Source organism: Nocardiopsis sp. MG754419 (assembly GCF_018207095.1).
GTDB lineage: Bacteria > Actinomycetota > Actinomycetes > Streptosporangiales > Streptosporangiaceae > Nocardiopsis.
Genome location: NZ_QOCZ01000066.1, coordinates 1 through 20,170, shown reverse-complemented (window position 1 = coordinate 20,170; position 20,170 = coordinate 1). Strand labels below are relative to the sequence as shown.

The 20,170-nt window shown below is 71.5% G+C and carries 15 protein-coding genes; 9 read left to right on the top strand and 6 right to left on the bottom strand.

Annotation, left to right across the window (positions count from 1 at the left end; all coding sequences use genetic code 11):
* Positions 1 to 7 precede the first annotated feature (7 nt).
* From DSY14_RS14635 to mmsB, 5 genes are all read left to right on the top strand, one after another.
* Positions 8 to 1,444: an L-fucose/L-arabinose isomerase family protein gene (locus DSY14_RS14635; protein WP_211717099.1), complete on the top strand. Its 1,437-nt coding sequence runs from the start codon at positions 8 to 10 to the stop codon at positions 1,442 to 1,444.
* Positions 1,445 to 1,723: 279 nt separating this feature from the next.
* A complete protein-coding gene (locus tag DSY14_RS14630; RefSeq protein WP_211717098.1) occupies positions 1,724 to 3,256 on the top strand; it encodes an alpha-N-arabinofuranosidase in 1,533 nt (510 codons plus the stop codon).
* Between the two features lie 22 nt (positions 3,257 to 3,278).
* A complete protein-coding gene (chvE, locus tag DSY14_RS14625) occupies positions 3,279 to 4,370 on the top strand; it encodes a multiple monosaccharide ABC transporter substrate-binding protein (RefSeq protein ID WP_283091629.1) in 1,092 nt (363 codons plus the stop codon).
* Positions 4,367 to 5,944, top strand: coding sequence for a sugar ABC transporter ATP-binding protein (locus DSY14_RS14620; protein ID WP_283091628.1), 1,578 nt, complete (start codon positions 4,367 to 4,369; stop codon positions 5,942 to 5,944). Before chvE ends, DSY14_RS14620 begins: the two co-directional genes overlap by 4 nt.
* A 35-nt stretch (positions 5,945 to 5,979) precedes the next feature.
* Positions 5,980 to 7,224 carry a multiple monosaccharide ABC transporter permease gene (gene mmsB / locus DSY14_RS14615; protein ID WP_211717104.1) on the top strand — a complete coding sequence of 415 codons (1,245 nt, stop codon included), beginning with the start codon at positions 5,980 to 5,982 and terminating at the stop codon, positions 7,222 to 7,224.
* A gap of 76 nt (positions 7,225 to 7,300) precedes the next feature.
* Here mmsB and DSY14_RS14610 read toward each other — a convergent pair whose 3' ends face one another.
* Together DSY14_RS14610 and DSY14_RS14605 are read right to left on the bottom strand one after the other, a co-directional pair.
* Positions 7,301 to 9,202, bottom strand: a complete 1,902-nt coding sequence (locus DSY14_RS14610; RefSeq protein ID WP_211717097.1) for a DUF2264 domain-containing protein — start codon at positions 9,200 to 9,202, stop codon at positions 7,301 to 7,303.
* On the bottom strand, positions 9,199 to 10,266 hold the full coding sequence (locus tag DSY14_RS14605; RefSeq protein ID WP_249187899.1) for a hydroxyacid dehydrogenase: 1,068 nt from the start codon (positions 10,264 to 10,266) through the stop codon (positions 9,199 to 9,201). The genes DSY14_RS14610 and DSY14_RS14605 overlap by 4 nt, the downstream gene beginning before the upstream one ends.
* A gap of 158 nt (positions 10,267 to 10,424) precedes the next feature.
* Here DSY14_RS14605 and DSY14_RS14600 point away from each other — a divergent pair, with 158 nt between their 5' ends.
* The 4 genes from DSY14_RS14600 (at position 10,425) to DSY14_RS14585 (ending at position 14,749) form a co-directional block, all read left to right on the top strand.
* Entirely contained in the window at positions 10,425 to 11,333 is a 909-nt protein-coding gene (locus DSY14_RS14600; protein WP_211717096.1) for a carbohydrate ABC transporter permease, read from the top strand.
* Positions 11,334 to 11,452: 119 nt separating this feature from the next.
* Entirely contained in the window at positions 11,453 to 12,277 is an 825-nt protein-coding gene (locus DSY14_RS14595; RefSeq protein ID WP_249187898.1) for a carbohydrate ABC transporter permease, read from the top strand.
* A 28-nt stretch (positions 12,278 to 12,305) separates the two neighbouring features.
* Positions 12,306 to 13,640, top strand: a complete 1,335-nt coding sequence (locus tag DSY14_RS14590; RefSeq protein ID WP_211717094.1) for an ABC transporter substrate-binding protein — start codon at positions 12,306 to 12,308, stop codon at positions 13,638 to 13,640.
* A gap of 62 nt (positions 13,641 to 13,702) precedes the next feature.
* Positions 13,703 to 14,749 carry a LacI family DNA-binding transcriptional regulator gene (locus DSY14_RS14585; RefSeq protein ID WP_211717093.1) on the top strand — a complete coding sequence of 349 codons (1,047 nt, stop codon included), beginning with the start codon at positions 13,703 to 13,705 and terminating at the stop codon, positions 14,747 to 14,749.
* Positions 14,750 to 14,761: 12 nt separating this feature from the next.
* On the opposite strand, the gene DSY14_RS14580 is transcribed toward DSY14_RS14585, so the two are convergent.
* The 4 genes from DSY14_RS14580 to DSY14_RS14565 form a co-directional block, all read right to left on the bottom strand.
* Entirely contained in the window at positions 14,762 to 15,628 is an 867-nt protein-coding gene (locus tag DSY14_RS14580) for a sugar phosphate isomerase/epimerase (protein ID WP_211717092.1), read from the bottom strand.
* Between the two features lie 152 nt (positions 15,629 to 15,780).
* A complete protein-coding gene (locus DSY14_RS14575; RefSeq protein ID WP_211717091.1) occupies positions 15,781 to 17,847 on the bottom strand; it encodes a beta-galactosidase in 2,067 nt (688 codons plus the stop codon).
* 74 nt (positions 17,848 to 17,921) lie between these two features.
* On the bottom strand, positions 17,922 to 19,277 hold the full coding sequence (locus DSY14_RS14570; protein WP_211717090.1) for an ABC transporter substrate-binding protein: 1,356 nt from the start codon (positions 19,275 to 19,277) through the stop codon (positions 17,922 to 17,924).
* Positions 19,278 to 19,340: 63 nt separating this feature from the next.
* Positions 19,341 to 20,170, bottom strand: an 830-nt coding sequence (locus DSY14_RS14565) for a carbohydrate ABC transporter permease (RefSeq protein ID WP_211717089.1), incomplete at its 5' end; no start/stop codon positions are given.

Here is a 20,170-nt window from a genome sequence, read left to right as displayed (position 1 = left end):
AAGCGCCGTGCCCCTACCCACGCCCCCCGCGACCGCCAACCCGGCGGTGCGCGCCCGCCGGCCCCGCATCGGTCTGCTCGGCATCATGCAGCCCCTCTACGACGCCATGATCCCCGGGATCACCGAGCACCAGGCCGCCTACGCCGCACGCGTGGCCGAGCGGCTGTCCGACGTCGCCGAGTGGACGGTCGGCGACCCGGTCCGGGGCAGGGAGGACGCCGAACGCACGCTCCGCGCCTTCGAGGCCGAGGAGCTCGACGGGGTCCTGGTCGTCATGCTCACCTACGGGCCCTCCCTGCGCGTCACCCGCGCCCTGTCCGGGCTGCGGCTCCCGGTGGCCCTGGCCAACATCCAGCCCGACCCGGCGGTCAGCGCCTCCTGGGACATGGACGACATGACCTACAACCAGGGCGTCCACGGAGCGCAGGACACCGCCAACGCCCTGGTCAGGGCGGGGGTGGACTTCGACGTCATCACCGGTGAGTGGCAGAGCCCGGACTTCGCCGCCCGCGTGGACCGCTGGGCCCGGGCGGCCCACACCGTCAGCGCGCTGCGCAGGCTGCGGGTGGGGGTGTTCGGGTACCCCATGAACGGCATGGGCGACGCCCGGGTGGACGAGACGGCGCTGTTGCGCGCGCTCGGACCCGAGGTGCACGTGATCGCGCCCGGTGCCCTGCACCGCACCATGGCCGACCTGCCCGAGGAGGAGGTGCGGGATCTCCTGGCGTGGGAGGACGGGGTGTTCGACGTGGACGCCCGTCTGTCCAAGGAGGAACGCGAGGACCACATCCGCATGCAGTTGGGCATCGAGCGGCTCCTGGAGGAGTCGGGGTGCGGTGCCTACTCCACCCACTTCGACGCCATCGGTGAGGACGGACGCTTCGCCCGTCTTCCCATGGCGGCCGCCTCCACCCTCATGGCGCAGGGCTACGGCTTCGCCGGCGAGGGCGACGTGCTGGCGGCCTCCATCGTCTACGCCGGACACCGGCTCGCCGGGGACGGCCACTTCACCGAGATGTACGCGATGGACTTCCCCAGCGACTCGATCCTCATGAGCCACATGGGCGAGGGCAACTGGCGCGCGGCCCGCGAGGACGAACCGATCCGGCTGATCAAACGCCCCCTCGGCATCGGTGGTCTGGAGGACCCGCCCACGTTGCTGTTCCGCTACCGGCCGGGCCCCGCGACCCTGGCCTCGCTGGTCTCGCTGGGCGGAGAACGCTTCCGTCTGGTGGTGGCCGAGGGCGAGGTCCTGGACTCCCCCGAGCTCCCGGCCCTGGAGATGCCGTACGGACAGTTCCGCCCCTCCTCGGGGGTGCGGGGGTGTCTGGACGCCTGGCTGCGCGCGGGCGGCACCCACCACATGGTCATGAACTCCGGGCACATCGGCGCCGACTGGCGGGTCCTGTGCGAACTGGCCGGAATCGAGTACGTCCCGGTCTGAGCGACCGGCCCCGAGGCGCCGACCGGCGCACCCCATCACGCACCGGGAGGGCCCGACACGGGCGGGCCCTCCCTCCCCCGAACGAGGAGCGCACCATGCGCGACGTCGACGACGGCACCCTCACGGGCCACGCGCGCCCACGCGGCCCCGCCCGCACCGTGTGCGGTCCGGGTCCCGGCCGCGACGGCGCCCCGCACCGGACACGACGGACCGACGACGGGACGCGGTGCCCGAACTGATCCGCACGCCCCGGGAAGCCCATCGATCAGGAGGAGACCCATGCTCCACGCCTCCCTGCACGTCGACACCACCCCCATCGCCCCCGTCCACCGGCGCACGTTCGGCTCCTTCGTCGAGCACATGGGCCGCTGCGTCCACACGGGCATCTACGAACCGGACCACCCCACCGCCGACCCCCACGGGTTCCGCGGCGACGTGGCCGCGTTGGTGCGGGAACTGGGCGTGACCACCGTCCGCTACCCGGGCGGCAACTTCGTCTCCGGGTACCGCTGGGAGGACGGAGTGGGCCCGCGCGAGCAGCGCCCGGTCCGCCGCGACCTGGCCTGGCACAGCATCGAGACCAACCGGTTCGGACTCGACGAGTTCATGACCTGGTGCCGCTCCCTGGACATCGAACCGATGATGGCGCTCAACCTCGGCACCCGCGGTCTGGCCGAGGCCCTGGACCTGCTGGAGTACTGCAACCACCCGAGCGGCACCCACCTGTCCGACCGCCGGGTCGCCAACGGGCACCCCCGTCCCCACGACATCCGCATGTGGTGCCTGGGCAACGAGATGGACGGCTCCTGGCAGATCGGGCACCTGGACGCCCGTTCCTACGGGCGCAAGGCCGCCCGGGTGGCCCGCGCCATGAAGATGGCCGACCGCGACCTGGAGCTGGTGGTGTGCGGCAGTTCCGGATCGTCCATGCCGACCTTCGGCGCCTGGGAGTCGACGGTGTTGGAGGAGACCTACGACGCGGTCGACCACATCTCCCTGCACGCCTACTACGAGGAGCACGACGGCGACCTGGGGTCCTTCCTGGCCGAGGCCACCGACATGGACCGGTTCATCGACGCGGTGGCCGCCACGGCCGACGCCGTGGGCGCCCGGTTGCGCCGCCCCGAACGCCTGAGCCTCTCCTTCGACGAGTGGAACGTCTGGTACCAGAGCCGGCACCGGGCCGAGGCGGCGGCGCGACCGACCGACGACTGGCGCATCGCACCGAGGGTGATCGAGGACCGCTACACCGTCGCCGACGCGGTCGTGGTGGGCAACCTGCTCATCAGCCTGCTACGGCACAGCGACCGGGTCACCGCCGCCTGCCAGGCGCAGCTGGCCAACGTCATCGCACCCATCATGACCGAACCCGGCGGTCCCGCCTGGCGGCAGAGCATCTTCCACCCCTTCGCGCTGACCGCGCGGGCCGCCCGCGGTCACGTGCTGCGGACCGAGCTGCGGGCGCCCACCCACCCCACGGAGCGGCACGGCACCGTGCCCACGCCGGACGCGGCGCTCACCCACGACGAGCGGGACGGCGCCACGTCGCTGTTCGTGGTCAACCGCTCCACCGACACGCACCTCACGCTCGACGCCGATCTGCGCGCCTTGGCCGCCGACACGGTGACCGACGCACGGACCCTCACGGACACGGACCCCTACGCGGTCAACACCATGGACGCCCCCGACCGGGTCGTCCCCAGGCCGGCGCAGGACGTGCGCTTGGAGGACGGCCGCCTCACCGCGGTCCTGCCGCCCGTGTCCTGGACCGTCATCTCCCTGGCCCCGGGCCAGGACCGACCCACCCCCTAGCCGTACGGAAGAAGGCCCTCCGATGCCACGCCCCTCCCACCTACCCGTGACCGCAACCCTGATGGGCGCGGCGCTGACCCTGACCGCCTGCGGCGGGGTCGGCGACGCCGCCCGCCCCGATGGCGACAACGGCGTCATCGGGATCGCCATGCCCACCCAGTCGTCCGAACGCTGGATCAACGACGGCGCCAACATGGTCGCCGAGTTCGAGGACCGTGGCTTCGGCACCGACCTGCAGTACGCCGAGGACGTCGTCGAGGACCAGGTCTCCCAGATCGAGAACATGATCACCCGGGGCGTGGACGCCCTGGTGATCGCCTCGATCGACGGCGAGGCCCTGGGCGACGTGCTCGACATGGCGGCCGACGGCGACATCCCGGTCATCGCCTACGACCGGCTCATCATGGGCAGCGAGAACGTCGACTACTACGCCACCTTCGACAACTTCGAGGTCGGTGTGCTCCAAGGGCGGTACATCGTCGACACGTTGGACCTGGAGAACGAGGACGGCCCGTTCAACATCGAGCTGTTCGGCGGCTCGCCCGACGACAACAACGCCTACTTCTTCAACGACGGCGCGATGTCGGTCCTGGAACCCCACATCGACGACGGGGTGCTGGAGGTGCGCAGCGGACAGACCTCCATGGAGCAGATCGCCACCCCCCGCTGGGACGGTGCGGTCGCCCAGTCCCGCATGGACAACCTGCTCAGCGCCAACTACTCCGACGAGGAGGTGCACGCGGTCCTGTCCCCCTTCGACGGCATCAGCCTGGGGGCGATCGAGTCCCTGCGCGCGGTGGGCTACGGAACCGACGCCCGCCCCCTGCCCGTCGTCACCGGTCAGGACGCCGACCTGTCCTCGGTGCGGTCGATCATCGCCGGCGAACAGACCCAGACCGTCTTCAAGGACACCCGCGCGCTGGCGGCCCAGACCGTGGACATGACCGAGGCCCTGCTCAACGACGCGGAGGTGCCGGTCAACGACACCGAGTCCTACGACAACGGCGCCAAGGTGGTGCCCTCCTACCTGCTGGAACCGGTCTCGGTGGACCTGGACAACTACCAGGAGATCCTGGTCGAGAGCGGCTACTACGAGGAGTCCGAGCTCGAATGAGCATCGTCGACACCATGCCCGACACCCCGTGGCCACTGCTGCGGATGCGCGACATCCGCAAGGAGTTCCCCGGGGTGCGGGCCCTGGACGGGGTCTCGCTGGACGTGGCCCCCGGCAGCGTCCACGCCCTGATGGGCGAGAACGGGGCGGGCAAGTCCACCCTGATGAAGGTGCTCAGCGGGGTCCACCCGGCCGGTTCCTTCACCGGCTTGGTGGAGATCGACGGGGCGCCGGTGGCCTTCGGCGACGTGGCCGCCGCCGAGGCGGCCGGGATCGCCATCATCCACCAGGAGCTGGCCCTGGTCCCGCAACTGTCCATCAGCGAGAACGTGCTGCTCGGCCATGAGGAGACCCGTTACGGGGTCATCGACTGGGGCGCCACCCACGCCCGGGCCAGGGACCTGCTGCGCCGGGTCGGCCTGGACGAGAACCCCGCCCTTCCCGTCTCCACGCTCAGCATCGGCGCCCAGCAGTTGGTGGAGATCGCCAAGGCCCTGGCCAAACGGGTGCGGCTGCTGGTGCTGGACGAACCGACCTCGGCGCTCAACGAGACCGAGAGCGACCGTCTGTTGGAGCTGCTGCTGGACCTGCGCGAGCAGGGCGTGGCCTGCGTGCTCATCTCGCACAAGCTCGGTGAGGTGATGCGGGTCAGCGACGAGGTCACCATCCTGCGGGACGGCCGCACCGTGGAGACCCTGACCGTGGAACGCGACGCCGAGGGTCGCCCCTCCGTCGACGAGGACCGCGTCATCCGCGGCATGGTCGGACGGGAACTGGACCAGCGCTACCCGGAGGGCGACGGCGCCATCGGCCCGATCCGCTTCGAGGTGAGCGACTGGACGGTGGACCATCCCACGCAGGCCGGACGGCGCATGGTGGACGGGGTCGACCTCGCCCTCAGGTCCGGTGAGGTCGTGGGGTTGGCCGGCCTGATGGGCGCCGGACGCACCGAGTTCGCGATGAGCCTGTTCGGGCGCTCCTACGGCCGCTACGTGCGGGGGGCGCTGCTGCGGGACGGCGAGGACACGCGCGTGGACGACGTCGCGCACGCGATCGCCTCCGGGGTCGCCTACGTCCCCGAGGACCGCAAGTCCCTGGGACTGGTCCTGGACGACGACATCCGGCACAACACCACCCTGGCCGCGCTCGGCCGGATCTCCGACCGCGGCGTCATCGACCCGGGCCTGGAGACGGTGGAGGCCCAGCGGATGAGCGAACGCATGCGGGTGCGCAGCCACGGGGCGAACCAGACGGTGCGCACGCTCAGCGGCGGCAACCAGCAGAAGGTCGTGCTGGGCAAGTGGATGTTCACCCGGCCCGAACTCCTGATCCTCGACGAGCCCACCCGCGGCATCGACGTCGGGGCCAAGTACGAGATCTACCTGATCGTGCGCCGGTTGGCGGCCGAGGGGGCGTGCGTGCTGCTCATCTCCTCGGAGCTGCCCGAGATCCTCGGCATGTGCGACCGCGTGTACGCCATGTGCGAGGGCCGGATCACCGGCGAGGTGCCCGGCGCCGACGCCGACCAGGAGACCCTGATGAGACTCATGACCCGAACCGGGGAAGCGACGTGAACCCTCCGACCACCGACCACCCCCGTCTGCGGGGGATGCTCCAGGGCCGCACCCGCCAATACGGCATGGTCATCGCCCTGGTGGCCATCATCATCCTGTTCCAGGTGCTCACCGGCGGGCTGTTGCTCACCCCGCTCAACGTCACCAACCTGATCATGCAGAACTCCTACGTCCTGATCCTGGCGATCGGGATGATGCTGGTGATCATCACCGGGCACATCGACCTGTCGGTCGGCTCGGTGGTGGCCTTCACCGGCGCGATGTCGGCGATCATGCTGACCTCGTGGGGGCTGCCCACCATCGTGGTGGTCCCGGCCGCTCTGTTGTTGGGCGCCCTCATCGGCGCCTGGCAGGGGTTCTGGATCGCCTACGTGGGGGTTCCCGCGTTCATCGTGACCCTGGCGGGGATGCTCGTCTTCCGGGGCGCCACGCTGGCGGTGCTGGGCGGGGAGTCCATCGCCCCGTTGCCGCAGTCGCTGCGGGTGATCGCCAGCGGCTTCCTGCCCGGCGGGTCCGACGGTCTTCACCTGCCCACCCTGGCTTTGGGCCTGGCCGGGGCGGCGGTGATCGTGTGGATCCAGTGGCGTTCGCGGGCCCGTTCCCGCGCCCGCGACCTGCCGGTGACCCCGGCCGCGGCCACCGCGCTCGGCTCGGTCCTCGTGGTCGCCGCCATCATGGCCTTCACCTACGTGGTGGCCGACCACAACGGGCTGCCGCTGGTGGGCGTGCTCCTCATCGCGCTCATCGTCGGCTACGCGTTCGTGATGCGCTCCACCACCATGGGTCGGCGCGTGTACGCGGTGGGCGGCAGCGAGCGCGCCGCCGCGCTGTCGGGCATCCGCACCAAACGGACCACGTTCTGGGTGTTCGTGAACATGGGCGTGCTCTCGGCGCTGGCGGGGCTCGTCTTCACCGCTCGGCTCAACGCCGCCACCCCCGGCGCCGGCACCATGTTCGAACTCGACGCCATCGCCGCGGCGTTCATCGGCGGCGCCTCCGCGGCGGGCGGGGTCGGCAGTGTGCTCGGCGCGGTGATCGGCGCCCTGGTCATGGGCGTGCTCAACAACGGCATGTCGCTGATCGGATTGGGCGTGGACTGGCAACAGCTCATCAAGGGTCTGGTGCTGCTGCTGGCGGTGGCCTTCGACATCTACAACAAGCGCAGGGTCGGCGGTGCGGCGCCGATGCTGCCCGGTCTGCGCGCGCGACCGCGGGGCGGCCCGAGGCAGGACGCGCCCGCCCGCAGCTCACCGGAGAACGTCGCCACCCGATCCGGGTAGCGGAGCGCGACCCGTGCGCGGGCCCGGCTCGGAGCCGGGCCCGCGCACGGGTCTTCGGGGCGGATCGGCCTCGGGATCAGAGGTCGATCGAGGAGACGTTCCCGTCCGGCCAGGTGACGCCGGCCCGCGTGTCCGTGGTCCAGGCGGTGGGGAGCGCCGTCTCCCCGGCCCGGTCGGCGAGCCGCACCAGGCACACCAGGACCCCGCCCGAGGCCAGGCGGGTGCGGACCCACGGCACGAGGGTGACGGCCGCGAGCGGGGTGACGTCCTCCAGGTGGGCGCTCCCGGTCTCGACGGGACCGGCGGCGGACAACACACGCACGAGCGAGGTGGACGCGGACCCCAGGGGTACCGGCCACCCGCCCACCCTCACGTCGTGGTCGGCCCGGTCGGCGGGGCCCGTGTCCCGGCCCACGCGCACCACGCGCACCTCATCGGCGCCCCGCACCAGCGACCACACCTCGACCATCGGCCCCGGCCTCACGTCGCCCCGGCGCCCGGAGCCGTGGTCGCGGCCGTGGTCGTCGTCGGGCTCCACCCAGTGGGACCGCCAACGCGATCGGCCCACGGCCGCGACGCCGTCGTCATCCACCCCCAGTGAGGTGAACCCGGTGCGGTGGGTGGCGCGGCCCCGGTCGTCGAGCACCACGACACTGTGGTCGAGCGGGGAGTCGACCCCCTCCCCCACCAGGACGGGCGAGGTCGAGGTGGAGTAGCCCAGGCGCGCGTACAACGGTGCGTCGGTGGCGGGTTCCCCCTCGGTGCCGTGATCGGTCCCGTGGTTGACCACCCGCACCACGCCGTCGTCGACGGTGCCGGAGACGATCCACCCGGGCGAGACCACGGTGCGACGGAAATCGCCCCGCTCCACCGGCAGGGGCCGTTCCGGGGCGCTCCACACCGGGTGTTCCTCGGGCATCAGCAGTCCGAAGAACCCCTTGGCCGCCCAGTAGGGCGAACCCGCGCCCGAATAGGACTGGCGCATCCGCGGCCAGGCACCGTGCCACCCCAGGGTGAGCAGGCCGTCGGCGTCGGGGGCGCCGTGGTGAACGAAGTGCCGCAGCACCCCGGAGGCGGCCCGGCGGGCCAGGCCGGGGTCCAGCTCCGTGGCACCGGTCCAGGCCCCCACCCACAGCGGGGCCGCCGACGCCATCCGGTACGTGAGGCTGCGCCCTTGGAAGAGCGGAGCACCGTCGGCGCCGATGTGGTGGACGTGGTCGTGCAGGTATCGGCGCAGGTCCGCGCGCCAGCGTTCGACCAGCGCCGGGTCGGGACCCTCCTGGGCCAGGTGGGCCCACACGAGGGGGTAGAAGTGCAGGGCCCAGCCGCAGTAGTGGTCGTAGGAACGCTCGCTCCCGTCGGAGAGCCACCCCTGCTCACGGCGCAGGGAGGCGTGCACCGCCAGCCCCGAGGCGAGGTCGGCGGGCTCCCAGGGTCCACCGACCGAGCGCAGGAACTCCTCCACGATGATCTGGAACCACACCCAGTTGATCGGCGGGTAGCTCTCACCGACCACCGTGGCCAGCCAGTCGACCACCCGCGCCTGCTCCTCCGGGCGCATGCGGTCCCACAGCCAGGGCCGGGTGAGCATGAGTCCGAGGGCGATCGAGGCGGCCTCGACCTTGGCCTGGGCCACCCGGTCGGGGCGCGGCCAGGCCTCGGGCCCCGTCGGGTCGGTGCCGGCGACCAGCCCGGCGCGGTAGCGGTCCAGGAATCCGTGCGGGTCGTGCCCGCGCTCGCCCGCCACGAGGAACGCGGCCAGCAGGAAGGTGCGGGCGTACCCCTCCAGGGCGTCGCTGTCGGGGCCGTAGGAGCTGTGCGGGCCCGGCAGTTCGATCCGGGCGTGCCCCGGAGAGGTGTGGGGGCGGACCGATCGCAGCAGGTGGGTGGCCACGGCCACCCAGTGCGCGCGGGTCCAGCCGGTGTGCGGGGACAGGTCACGGTCGTCGGGGGGAAGTCCGGGGATGGGTGCGCTCACGCGGTCACTCCGAAGGTCGCGCGGGTGATCGGGTCCAGGGGAGGTCGTCCGGATCGGTAGCGGTCGAGTTCGTCGAGGGCGGCCAGGGACATCCGTTCGGTCTCCGAGTCCAGCGACCCGGCGATGTGGGGGGTGATGACGACGTTGTCGAGGTCGTACAGGACCGAGGAGTCGGGCAGGGGTTCGGGGTCGGTGACGTCCAGGATCGCGTAGAGGCGCCCGGTACGGCAGGCGGCCTCCAGGGCGGGGGTGTCCACCAGGGCGCCGCGCGCGGTGTTGATGAGGGTGGCGCCGTCCGGCAGCAGCGCGAGGGCGTCGGCGTCGACCATCCCCCGGGTGGCGGGTAGCAGCGGAGCGTGCAGGGAGAGCACGTCACAGCGGGGGAAGGCGTCCTCCGGACCGGTGAGCCGACCACCGGCGGCGGCGACGTCGGCGGGGTCGGCGTAGGGGTCGACGACCAGCAGTTCGATCTCGAAGGGGGCGAGCATCCGGCCGAGCAGCCGGCCGACCCTGGACCAGCCGACCAGGCACACGGTGCGTCCGCGGTTGGTGAGGGGGCCGTGCCGGGCGAGGTAGGACCAGTCCGAACGGTGGGACCTGGCGTTCCGTGCCAGAAACGGAACGCGCTTTCCGCAAGCGAGGATCATGGCGAGGGTGTACTCGGCCACCGGGACCGCGTTGACCGCCGCCGCGGTGGTCACCAGAACGTCCCGCTCGAACACCTCCGGCGGAACCTGACCGCGCACGCTGCCCGCGGCGTGGATGATCGCACGCAGCCCCGGGGCGGCCTCCAGCACGTCCCGGGAGATCGTCGGGCAGCCCCAGGAGGTCAGCAGCACCTCACAGTCGGCCAGGCGGGCACGCGCCCCGGGGGTGTCGAAATCACTGACCCACAAAGGGTCTACGACCTGTGCCACCTGGTGCAACCGTTCCATCACCGGGGGCGTGAACTGGAGTCGGAAGACCTCCTCCTCCATCGCGAGCAGGGTTCTGGGCCGTCGGCCCGGGGACGCCTCCCCGGGTCCGCCACGGCCCGATCCGGCCTCGTCGGCCTGTGCAGCCATCACTTCGCCTCCACTCGCTCCGACCCGCCACGGGAACGCGGATCCCGGAGAAGTTCCCGAACCGACCTTGACCGTGGCGTGGCTCACATCTACGTTGGAATGCGCATTCCGCTTTGCTGAGCGTACCTATCCGACCCTCCGTGCGAAAGGGGACGCGGATGAGCGCAGTCCCGTGGGAGACAGCGCGCGGCCGACCCCGCCGACGGCGCGACTGGACCGGCCTGATCTTCTTCACGCCCTTCCTCCTCGTGTTCGTCATGGGCATCGTCGCGCCCCTGGTGTACGCCTCCGGGCTGAGCCTGTACCGGGACCAGCTCATCGGGGGCCGTTCCTTCGTGGGCCTGGGCAACTACCTCGACGCCCTGACCGACCCCCGGTTCCTGGAGGGCGTCTCCCGGGTCGGGCTCTTCCTGGCCGTGCAGGTGCCGGTCATGATCGGTCTCGCCCTCCTGGCCGCGCTGATCCTGGACTCCGGCCGCATCCGGGCCATGCGGTTCATGCGGATCGGCGTCTTCATGCCCTACGCCGTCCCCTCGGTGGTGGCCGCGCTGATGTGGGGCTTCATCTACGGCGACCAGTTCGGCCTGGTGGGGCAGTTCAACGCCGCCACCGGCGCCGCCCTCCCCGGACCCCTGACCCCCGACTGGGTCCTGATCGCCATCGGCAACGTGGTGACCTGGCAGTTCCTCGGCTACAACATGCTGATCCTCTACGCGGCGCTGCGTTCCATCCCCGAGGAGCTCTACGAGGCCGCCGCCATCGACGGCGCGGGCGAGGCGCGCATCGCGTGGAGCGTGAAGATCCCCGCCCTCAAGCCGGCGCTGTGGGTGGCGACGCTGTTCTCCATCATCGGCAGCTTCCAGTTGTTCAACGAGCCGCACGTGCTGCAGTCCCTGGCCCCCGCCTCGATCAGCACCTACTACACCCCGAACATGTACGCCTACCAACTGGCCTTCAACGCCAACCAGGTGACCTACTCCGCGGCGGTGGCCATCCTGCTCGGCGCCGTCACCGTGGTCGTCGCCTACGTGGCCCAGTGGATGACCGCACGGGGGACGAGACGATGAGTGTGACGACCGGCCACCGCGACTCTCGGACCGCCGAGGCGCCACCGAGGCCACCGCGGTCGCCCCGGCGACGCACGCGTGCGGCCACCGGACCGCGCCGACGCCGTACCAGGGTCACGTTGCAGCTCCTCATGGGGCTGATGGTGCTCTACACGCTGTTGCCGCTGTACTGGCTCACGGTCAACGCGACCAAGACCAACGGCGACCTGTTCCGTTCGAACGGGTTGTGGTTCGGCGGGGAGTTCGCCCTGTGGGACAACATCGTCGCCACGGTGACCTACCAGGACGGCATCTACCTGACCTGGCTGCTCAACACCGCCCTGTACTCGGTGGTGGGCGCGGTGGGCGCCACCCTGATCTGCACCTTCGGCGGCTACGCCCTGGCCAGGTTCGACTTCCCCGGCAAACGCATGGCCCGCGCGGTGGTGTTCGGCGCCATCACCATCCCCACGACGGCGTTGGCCGTGCCCACCTTCCTGTTGTTCGCCGAACTCGGGATCACCGACACCCGCGCGGCCATCATCATCCCCGCCCTGGTGAGCCCCTTCGGGCTGTACCTCATGACGGTGTTCGCCACCGACGCCATCCCGGACTCGCTCCTGGAGGCGGCCACGATCGACGGGGCGAGCGCCTGGACCACGTTCTGGAGCGTGGCGTTCCGGCTCCTGATGCCGGGGTTCGCCACCGTTCTGCTGTTCAACCTGGTCAGCACCTGGAACAACTACTTCCTGCCCCTGATCATGCTCAGCGACCCGACGCTGTACCCGCTGACCGTGGGGCTCCACCAGCTCAACAACCAGGTCACCACGGGGGCCAACCTCGAACCGGTCTACAACGTGGTGCTCACCGGTTCCCTGCTGGCGATCGTGCCCCTGATCATCTCCTTCCTCTTCCTCCAGCGGTACTGGCAGTCGGGTCTGGCCGCCGGAAGCGTCAAACAGTAGCCTGCGCGAGAATCACGAGGTGTCCACCATGCGATCCCCCCGAACGACACTGACCGCGGCCGCGGCCGGATGCGTCCTCCTCCTGGCCGGATGCGGTTCCGGCGACGACGCGGACGCCCCCGCCGAGTCCGTCGACCGCTCCGCCGACATCGAGGCCGCCCTGGAGGAAGGCGGCGACCTGGTCCTGTGGACCTGGAGCACCAAGTTCGACCGGGCCGTCGAGGCCTTCGAGGCGGAACACCCCCAGGTCGACGTGGAGATCGTCAACGCCGGACAGTCCGCCGACCAGTACACGGCGTTGCAGAACGCGATCAGCGCCGGTGAGAACATCCCCGACCTGGCCATGATCGAGTACTTCGCCCTGCCCCAGCTCGCCCTGTCCGAGCAGTTGGAGAGCGTGAACGACTGGGGACTCGACACCCTGGAGGAGGAGTTCACGGCCTCCTCCTGGAGCCAGATGAGCTACGGCGGCGGCACCTACGGCCTGCCCAACAACACCGGTCCGCTGATCCTGGTCTACAACCAGGAGGTGTTCGACTCGGCCGGCATCGAACCCCCCACCACCTGGGAGGAGTACGCCGAGGCGGCCGAGCGCATCAAGGAGGACAGCGGCGCGCACATCACCTCCATCGACCCCGGTGACGCGGGCGGCGTGAACAGCCGCATCTGGCAGGCCGGAGGACGCCCCTACCAGGTCGACGGGGAGTCGGTCGCGATCGATTTCTCCGACGAGGGGACCCTGCGCGTCAGCGAGTACTGGAGCGACATGCTCGCCGACGACCTGGTCGTGTCCCAGCCCGGCTGGACCGACGAGTGGTGGCGTGGACTCGGCGACGGGACGCTGGCCACCTGGATCACCGGCGCCTGGGCACTGGGCAACATCTCCGGCACCCTCACCGACAACGTCGGCGACTTCCGGATCGCCCCGATCCCCGTGTGGGACGCCGACGCCCCGGAGAACGCCGAGAACGGCGGATCCGGGTTCTCCGTGATCCGTGGCAGCGAGAACCCCGCCCTGGCCATGGGCTTCCTGGAGTGGTTCTCCACCCACGAGTCCTCACTCGAGGCGCAGGTGGCCGACGGCAACTTCCCCGCCCAGAACACCACCCTCCAGGACCCCGCGTACCTGGACGAGGAACTCGACTACTTCGGTGGTCAGCAGGCGCACCGGGTGCTGGCCGAGGCCTCCGACCAGGTCGCCGAGGGCTGGGAGTACCTGCCGTACCAGGTCTACGCCAACTCCGTCTTCGGTGACAGCGTGGGTCCGCGCATCGCCGCTCCGGGGCCGGTCCAGGAAGGGCTGGAAGAATGGGGAGCGGATCTGCGCTCCTACGGCGAGCGCCAGGGTTTCGACGTCGACTGAACACGGTGGCGGGGCCGGCACGGCCCCGCCGGCCTCCCGACACGGGAAGAAGGTGCACAACGGTGAAGGCCGCGGGCGGTTCGCGCCACGTCACCCTGGCGGACGTCGCACGAGAGGCGGGGGTCTCCCACGCGACGGCCTCAAGGGCCGTCAACGGCAGCGTCCGCAAGGTCAGACCCGAGTACCGCAGTCGGGTGCTGGCCGCCGCCGAACGCCTGGGATACGTCGTCAACCCGGCCGCCCAGGCCATGGCCCGGGGCCGCAGCGACCAGATCGCGCTTCTGGTCAACGGGATCCACGACGACTACTTCTCCCCGGTGGCCTCCGGGGTACTGCGCGCCGCCGAGGCCGAGGACCGCATGGTCACGATGGTCTCGGGCAACAACAGTGTCCAGCAGGCCATACGGGTGGTGGCGTCGCTGCGCGCGCAACGCCCGAGGGCGATCATCCTGGCCGGCGGCCGTTCGGTGACGGTGGGTTCCCGGGACGAACGCCTGGTGGAGGAGTTGCTCGCCTACGAGAGCGAGGGCGGCCGGGTCGTGGCCATCAGTGAGGAGGGGCTCCCCTTCGACACGGTGGCGCTGGACAACCGGCGGGCCGGTTTCGACCTGGCGGACGCCCTGGCCGACCTCGGATACCGGGAGTTCGCGGTGCTGGCCGGTCCGCCCGAGGCCCGCACCGCCCACGATCGTGTGGTCGGGTTCCGCGAGGGGTTGGAGCGACGGGGTGTCCCGCTCGCCGAGGACCGTGTGCTGCACTGTGCCTTCGACCGGGACGGGGGGTACGCCGCCGCCGGCGAGTACCTGCTGCGGCACAGCCCCGCCCAGGTCGTCCTGGCGATCAGTGACACGGTGGCGGTGGGGGCCATGGCCCGTTTCCGCGAGGCGGGCCTGCGTCTGCCGCAGGACCTGGCGGTCGCCGGGATCGACGACGTGCCGGCCCTGCGCGACGTGGCCCCGGCGTTGACCACGGTCCGTCTGCCCTGGGGCGAGGTGGGGCGGATCGCCCTGGACCTGATCGCGCGCCCCTCCGAGGAGGGGCCCCGGGTGGTGCACCGCCACGGACACGTGGTCCTGCGGCGGAGCACGCCCCCGCCCACCGCCGACTGAGGCGACGGCCCCTCAGCGGGCGGGGTCGAACAGACGCCGGGAGTGCTCCAGGGCGACCTCCAGGTCGGCGGCACCGGGGTGCCAGGCCTTCTCCCACTCCAGGCTGAGCGGCCCGGTGTAACCGGCGTCGTGCAACAGGGCGAGCGCCGCGTCCAGGGGCAGGGCGCCCTGTCCGGGCGGGAGCGGGAACGGGTCCTCGGGTGCGGCGACGTCCTTGAACTGGACCCAGCCCCGCCCCGCGGTCAGCCAGGGGCTCAGGTGCCCCCAGGTGCGCTCGATCGGTTCGCCCACCCGCCAGGGGTGCAGCAGGTCCCAGACGACGGCGGTGGCCGCTCGGGCACGGTCGTCGAGCAGGTCCAGCACCCTGACCACGTCCTCCCCACGGGGGTGGGAGTCGTGGGTCTCCAGGGCCGGAGCGACCCCGAGTTCCTCCGCCAGGGGCACGACGGCGGTCAGCCGTCGGGCGGCCCGCTCCTCCGCGCCGGGATCGGGGTCGGGCACCCGGGTCCGTTCCGGTCGGGCGCCGGGACCACCGGGAAAGACCCTGAGATAGGGGGCGCCCAGCCGCGCGGCCAGGCGCAGATGGTCGGCGAGGTCGTCCACCACGGGGCCGTCGTCGCCCTCGGCGGCCACCCGCACGTAGGAGGCGACCGCGAGCACGTCCAGGCCGTGCTCCTCGATGCGGGCCCGACGGAGATCGAGTTCGGCGGCGGTGAGCTCGGGGTCGGCGGGCTGCCCCGGACCGGCGCGCAGTTCCAGGGCTCCGGCCCCGGCCTCGCGGGCCGCGTCCAGGACCTCCTCCAACGGGCGTCCGGGCGCCCCCAGGGTGGAGACCGCGAACCGGGAGACGGAGGGGCGTTCGACGGCGCTTCGCTCCACGGGTTTCCTTCCTTTTCGGTGCGCTGCCAGGACTGTACCGGCGGGTCAGGGCGGGGCGCCCTCCGCGGTCACGACCATGCCACGGGCCGGGGCGGTGCCCCGGCCCGTGCGGGGCGACGGACGGAGGTCGCCCGACGCGGGCCGCCGGTGCGTCACCGTGCGACGTCGGCCACGGGTACGCGCAGGACGGTGGTCCCACGCGGCCGGAGGACCGGAGCCTCCTCCCCCGTGACGTCGGCCCCGGTCAACGGTGTGCCGGACAGTTCGTCGAGCTTGACGGGCTCATCGGTGCGGTTGGTGAGGAAGAGGTACGCGGCGTCCTCGCCCGCGCGCACGGTCGCCTCGACCCGGCCGCGCAGGTCCTCGGGGAGCTCACTGTCGACACCGGCCTCCCGCGTCAGCCGGCGCAGCAGGGCCACACGGTGCTCGTCGTCCAATCGGGTGGAGACGTAGGCGGCGCTGCCGCCACCGGGCACCGCCCGACGGGTCGAGGCCGCTCCCCCGGCGAGAGGACCGTCGGCGTAGCGGGTCAGGACCTCGGTCTCGGGGGAGGTCACGGTGATCCGGTCCGACCACAGTGTCCCGGTGGCCCCGTCGTCCAGGGTCACCCGCGCGCCCTCGGGCAGCGGCGCGAACTCCTCGATGCTCAGGCCCAGGAGGTCGCGCAGCGGGCCCGGGTAGCCGCCCAGGTGGACGTGGTCGTTCTCGTCGACGATCCCGGAGAAGTAGGTGGTGACCAGGTGGCCGCCGCCCGCGACGTAGTCGTCGAGTCGGCGTGCGGTCGCCCCGGGCAGCAGGTGCAGCAGGGGCGCCACGACCAGGTCGTACTCCTCCCAGTCGGCGTCGGTGGGCACCACGTCCACACGCACGCCCAGGTCGAGGAAGGCGGTGTACCAGTCCAGCGCCTCGGTGTGGACGTTCAACAGGGAGCTGGGCAGCGAGTCGCGGCGTACCGCCCACCGGGACTCCCAGTCGAAGACGAGGGCGGCCCGGGCGGGCGACCGCCGCGTACCGGCCACCTCGGCCAGGTCCTCGGCCAGGACCCGGCCCAGTTCGGCCACGTCGCGAAAGACCCGACTGTCGGAACCGGCGTGCGGCACCATCGCCGAGTGGTACTTCTCCGCCCCGGCGGCCGACTGACGCCACTGGAAGTAACAGACCGCGTCGGCGCCGTGCGCCACGTGCAGCAGGGAGTCGCGGGCCAGTTCGCCGGGGGCCTTGGGCGGGTTGACCGCCCGCCAGTTGACCGCGCTGGTGGAGTGCTCCATCAGGTACCAGGGGCGCCCGCGGGCCAGTCCGCCGGTGAGGTTGGCGCTGAACGAGAGCTCGTCGGCGCCCGTGGGGTCGGGGCGCACGTAGTGGTCGTTGGAGACGAAGTCGACCTCGTGAGCCCAGTCGGCGTAGTTCATCTCCTGGACGTGGCCCATGACCATGAAGTTGGTGGTGACCGGGATGTCGGGGGTGTGGCGGCGCAGGATCTCGCGCTCGGCCCGCAGGTGGTCGCGCAGGGCGTCGGAGGAGAAACGCGCGAAGTCCAGCTGTTGGGTGGGGTTGACGTGCGACGCGGCCAGACGGGGCGGCAGGACCTGGTCCCAGTCGGTGTAGCGCTGCGACCAGAAGTCGGTGGCCCAGGCGTGGTTGAGACCGTCGATCGTGGCGTAGCGCCCGCGCAACCAGGCACGGAAGGCCGCCGCGGCGTCGTCGGAGTAGTCGTGGGCGTTGTGGCAGCCCAGCTCGTTGGACACGTGCCAGGCGGCCAGGGAGGGATGGCCACCGTAGCGTTCGGCCAGGGCGGTGGTGAGTGCGAGCGCGTACCGACGGAACACCGGCGAGGTGGGTCGCCAGTGCTGGCGCGCGCCGGGCCAGACGGTCTCTCCGGTGCGGGTGACGGGCAGCACCTCGGGGTGGGCGGTGGTGAGCCAGGCCGGTGGTGAGGCGGTGGCGGTGGCCAGGTCGACGGCGATGCCGTTCTCGTGCAGCCGGTCCATGATCTCGTCCAGCCAGCCGAAGTCCCAGGTGTCCGGCCCGGGCTGCAACCGCGACCAGGAGAACACCCCGAGGGTCACGATGTTGACCCCCGCACGGCGCATCAGGCGCAGGTCCTCCTCCCACACCTCGCGCGGCCACTGTTCGGGGTTGTAGTCGGCTCCGTAGCCGAAACGGGCGCGGTCGGGCTCGTGGGGCCAACGCAGCCAGTCGCGCGCGGCGGGGTCGGTCATGGTGGTTCCCTTCGAGAGGACGTCGGGGTGGACGGGGGCGACCGGAGCCGCCCCCGTGACCGGTCGGTCGTGGGTCATCCGCCGGAGGTGACGGCGAAGCCCTGTTCCTCGCCGTAGCGGGCCGAGGCGTCCTGCCAGGCGGCCAGCCCCTCGGCGAGCGTGGTGTCGGAGACGTAGGCCTGTCCGACGGTGTCGTTGAACAGCGAGTTGGCGTGCGCCTGGTAGGGCAGGTAGGTCCAGCCCTGGCTCACGTCGGCGGCCGATGCGGCGTAGACCTCGTTGACCCGCTGACCGCCGAAGTAGTCGGACTCGATGGCGAGGAAGTCCTCCGACTCCAGGTCGGCGACGGTGGCGGGGAAGGCGCCCTGGTCGATCCGGGCCTGCACGCCGTCGCCGGCGTTGGCGTACTCGATGAAGGCGTAGGCGAGCGCCTGGTGCTCCGCCCCCACGGGCACGGCCAGCGCGCTGCCGCCGCTCTCGGCGCTGGAGGTCTCCCCCTCCTCCCAGGCGGGCGGCGGCGCCACGCGCCACGAGCCGGCGCCCTCGGCGACGCCGGACTCCAGGTTCAGGCCCATCCACGCGCCGGTGACCAGGGTGGCGACGCTGCCGTCGCCGAGCGCCTGATACCACTCGTCGCTCCAGGAGGTCACCGGCAGGAGCAGGTCCTCGTCGATCAGCTGTTGCCAGGTCTGGACGTAGCGGGTGGTGCCCTCGTCGGAGAAGTCGATGGTCACCTCCTCCCCCGAGACCTGGTAGGGCCGGCCACCGGAGTGCCAGATCCCGGTGGTGGTGCTGCCGGCGTCACCGTTGTCGGCGGCGATGTGGACCTCGGGGTCGGCCTCCTGCAACTCCCGTGCGGCCTCGACGTACTCGTCCCAGGTGGTGGGGATCTCGACGTCGTGCTCGTCGAAGACGTCCTGGTTGTAGAACAGGGCCAGCGGGCCGGAGTCCATGGGCAGGGCGTGGACGGCGCCGTCCTCGCCCTGGACGGTGTCCCAGGGCCCGGGGGTGTAGGTGCCCTCCAGGTCGGCGGCGCCCAGCGGGGCCAGGTCGACCAGGTGGCCGGCGATGGTGAACTGGCCCAGCGCGAAGTACTCGATGTGGGCGACGTCGGGCAGCCCGGACCCGGCGGACAGGGCGTTCTGGAGGGCGGTGTACTGCTCGTCACCGGTACCGACGTTCTCGACGTTCACGGTGACGCCGGGATGGGCCTCCTCGAACTCCTCGGCCACGCGCTCCAGAGTCGGTTCCCAGGCCCAGACGGTGATCTCCCCACCCTCCTGCAGTGCGGCCTCGACGTCCTCGGCACCGATCTCGGGGATGGTGTCGTCACCGCTGCCACAGGCGCCCAGGGCCAGGCACAGAGCCCCGACCGCGGCGGCGGTGGGGAGCGCTCGGGCCCGGGGTCGGATGTCGGATCGGCTGCTCATGGGGGGGGTCTCCTCGGTCGTGGTGATGGTCCGGGGCCGGGCGGTGCGCCCGCCCCGTGACGTTCAGCCCTTGAGGCTTCCGGCGGTCAGTCCCGACCGCCAGTAGCGCTGCAACAGCAGGAAGGCGGCGATCAGCGGCACGATGGTCAGCAGTGATCCGGTGATGACCAGGTGGAAGACCGGTTCGCCGCCGACGGTGGCGGCCTGGGCGTTCCAGGAGTTGAGGCCGATCGTGAGCGGGAACCAGGCGGGGTCGCGGATCATGATGAGCGGCAGGAAGTAGTTGTTCCAAGTCGCCACCATCGTGAACAGCAGGACCGTGGCGGTGCCGGGCGCCAGCAACGGCAGCGCCACCGTGAAGAAGGTGCGGATCTCGCCCGAACCGTCGATGCGCGCGGCCTCCAACAGCTCCGTGGGCACGGCCTGGGCGGCGAAGACCCACATCAGGTACAGGCCGAAGGGCGAGATCAACGAGGGGACGATGACCGCCCAGGGGGTGTTGGTCAGCCCCATCTGGCTGAACATCAGGAAGGTGGGGACCGCCAGCGCGGTGCCGGGCACCGCGGCCGCGCCCAGGACCACGGCGAAGACGGCGCGGCGTCCGGGGAAGACGAACTTGGCCAGCGCGTAGCCGCCCAGCACCGCCAGCAGGGTGGCGCCGCCGGCGCCCGCCACCACGTAGAGCACCGTGTTGAGCAGCCAGCGGACGAACACGCCGTCGCCGTAGGTGAGCGTGGCGGCGATGTTGTCGAACAGGGCGAAGTCGGAGCCGAACCACAGACCGAAACTCGTGAGCAGGGACTCCTGGCTCTTGGTGGCGTTGACGACCAGCCACACCAGCGGCACCAGGGAGTACACCAGGGCCAACCCGGTGAGCAGGGTCAGGGTGATGC

What these genes read in the sequence shown, in the direction of transcription:
- DSY14_RS14575 (WP_211717091.1), bottom strand. Translation starts at nt 17,847, where the DNA reads ATGACCGACCCCGCCGCGCGCGACTGGCTGCGTTGGCCCCACGAGCCC.
- DSY14_RS14605 (WP_249187899.1), bottom strand. Translation starts at nt 10,266, where the DNA reads ATGGCTGCACAGGCCGACGAGGCCGGATCGGGCCGTGGCGGACCCGGG.
- DSY14_RS14590 (WP_211717094.1), top strand. Translation starts at nt 12,306, where the DNA reads ATGCGATCCCCCCGAACGACACTGACCGCGGCCGCGGCCGGATGCGTC.
- chvE (WP_283091629.1), top strand. Translation starts at nt 3,279, where the DNA reads ATGCCACGCCCCTCCCACCTACCCGTGACCGCAACCCTGATGGGCGCG.
- DSY14_RS14620 (WP_283091628.1), top strand. Translation starts at nt 4,367, where the DNA reads ATGAGCATCGTCGACACCATGCCCGACACCCCGTGGCCACTGCTGCGG.
- DSY14_RS14570 (WP_211717090.1), bottom strand. Translation starts at nt 19,277, where the DNA reads ATGAGCAGCCGATCCGACATCCGACCCCGGGCCCGAGCGCTCCCCACC.
- DSY14_RS14630 (WP_211717098.1), top strand. Translation starts at nt 1,724, where the DNA reads ATGCTCCACGCCTCCCTGCACGTCGACACCACCCCCATCGCCCCCGTC.
- mmsB (WP_211717104.1), top strand. Translation starts at nt 5,980, where the DNA reads ATGCTCCAGGGCCGCACCCGCCAATACGGCATGGTCATCGCCCTGGTG.
- DSY14_RS14600 (WP_211717096.1), top strand. Translation starts at nt 10,425, where the DNA reads ATGAGCGCAGTCCCGTGGGAGACAGCGCGCGGCCGACCCCGCCGACGG.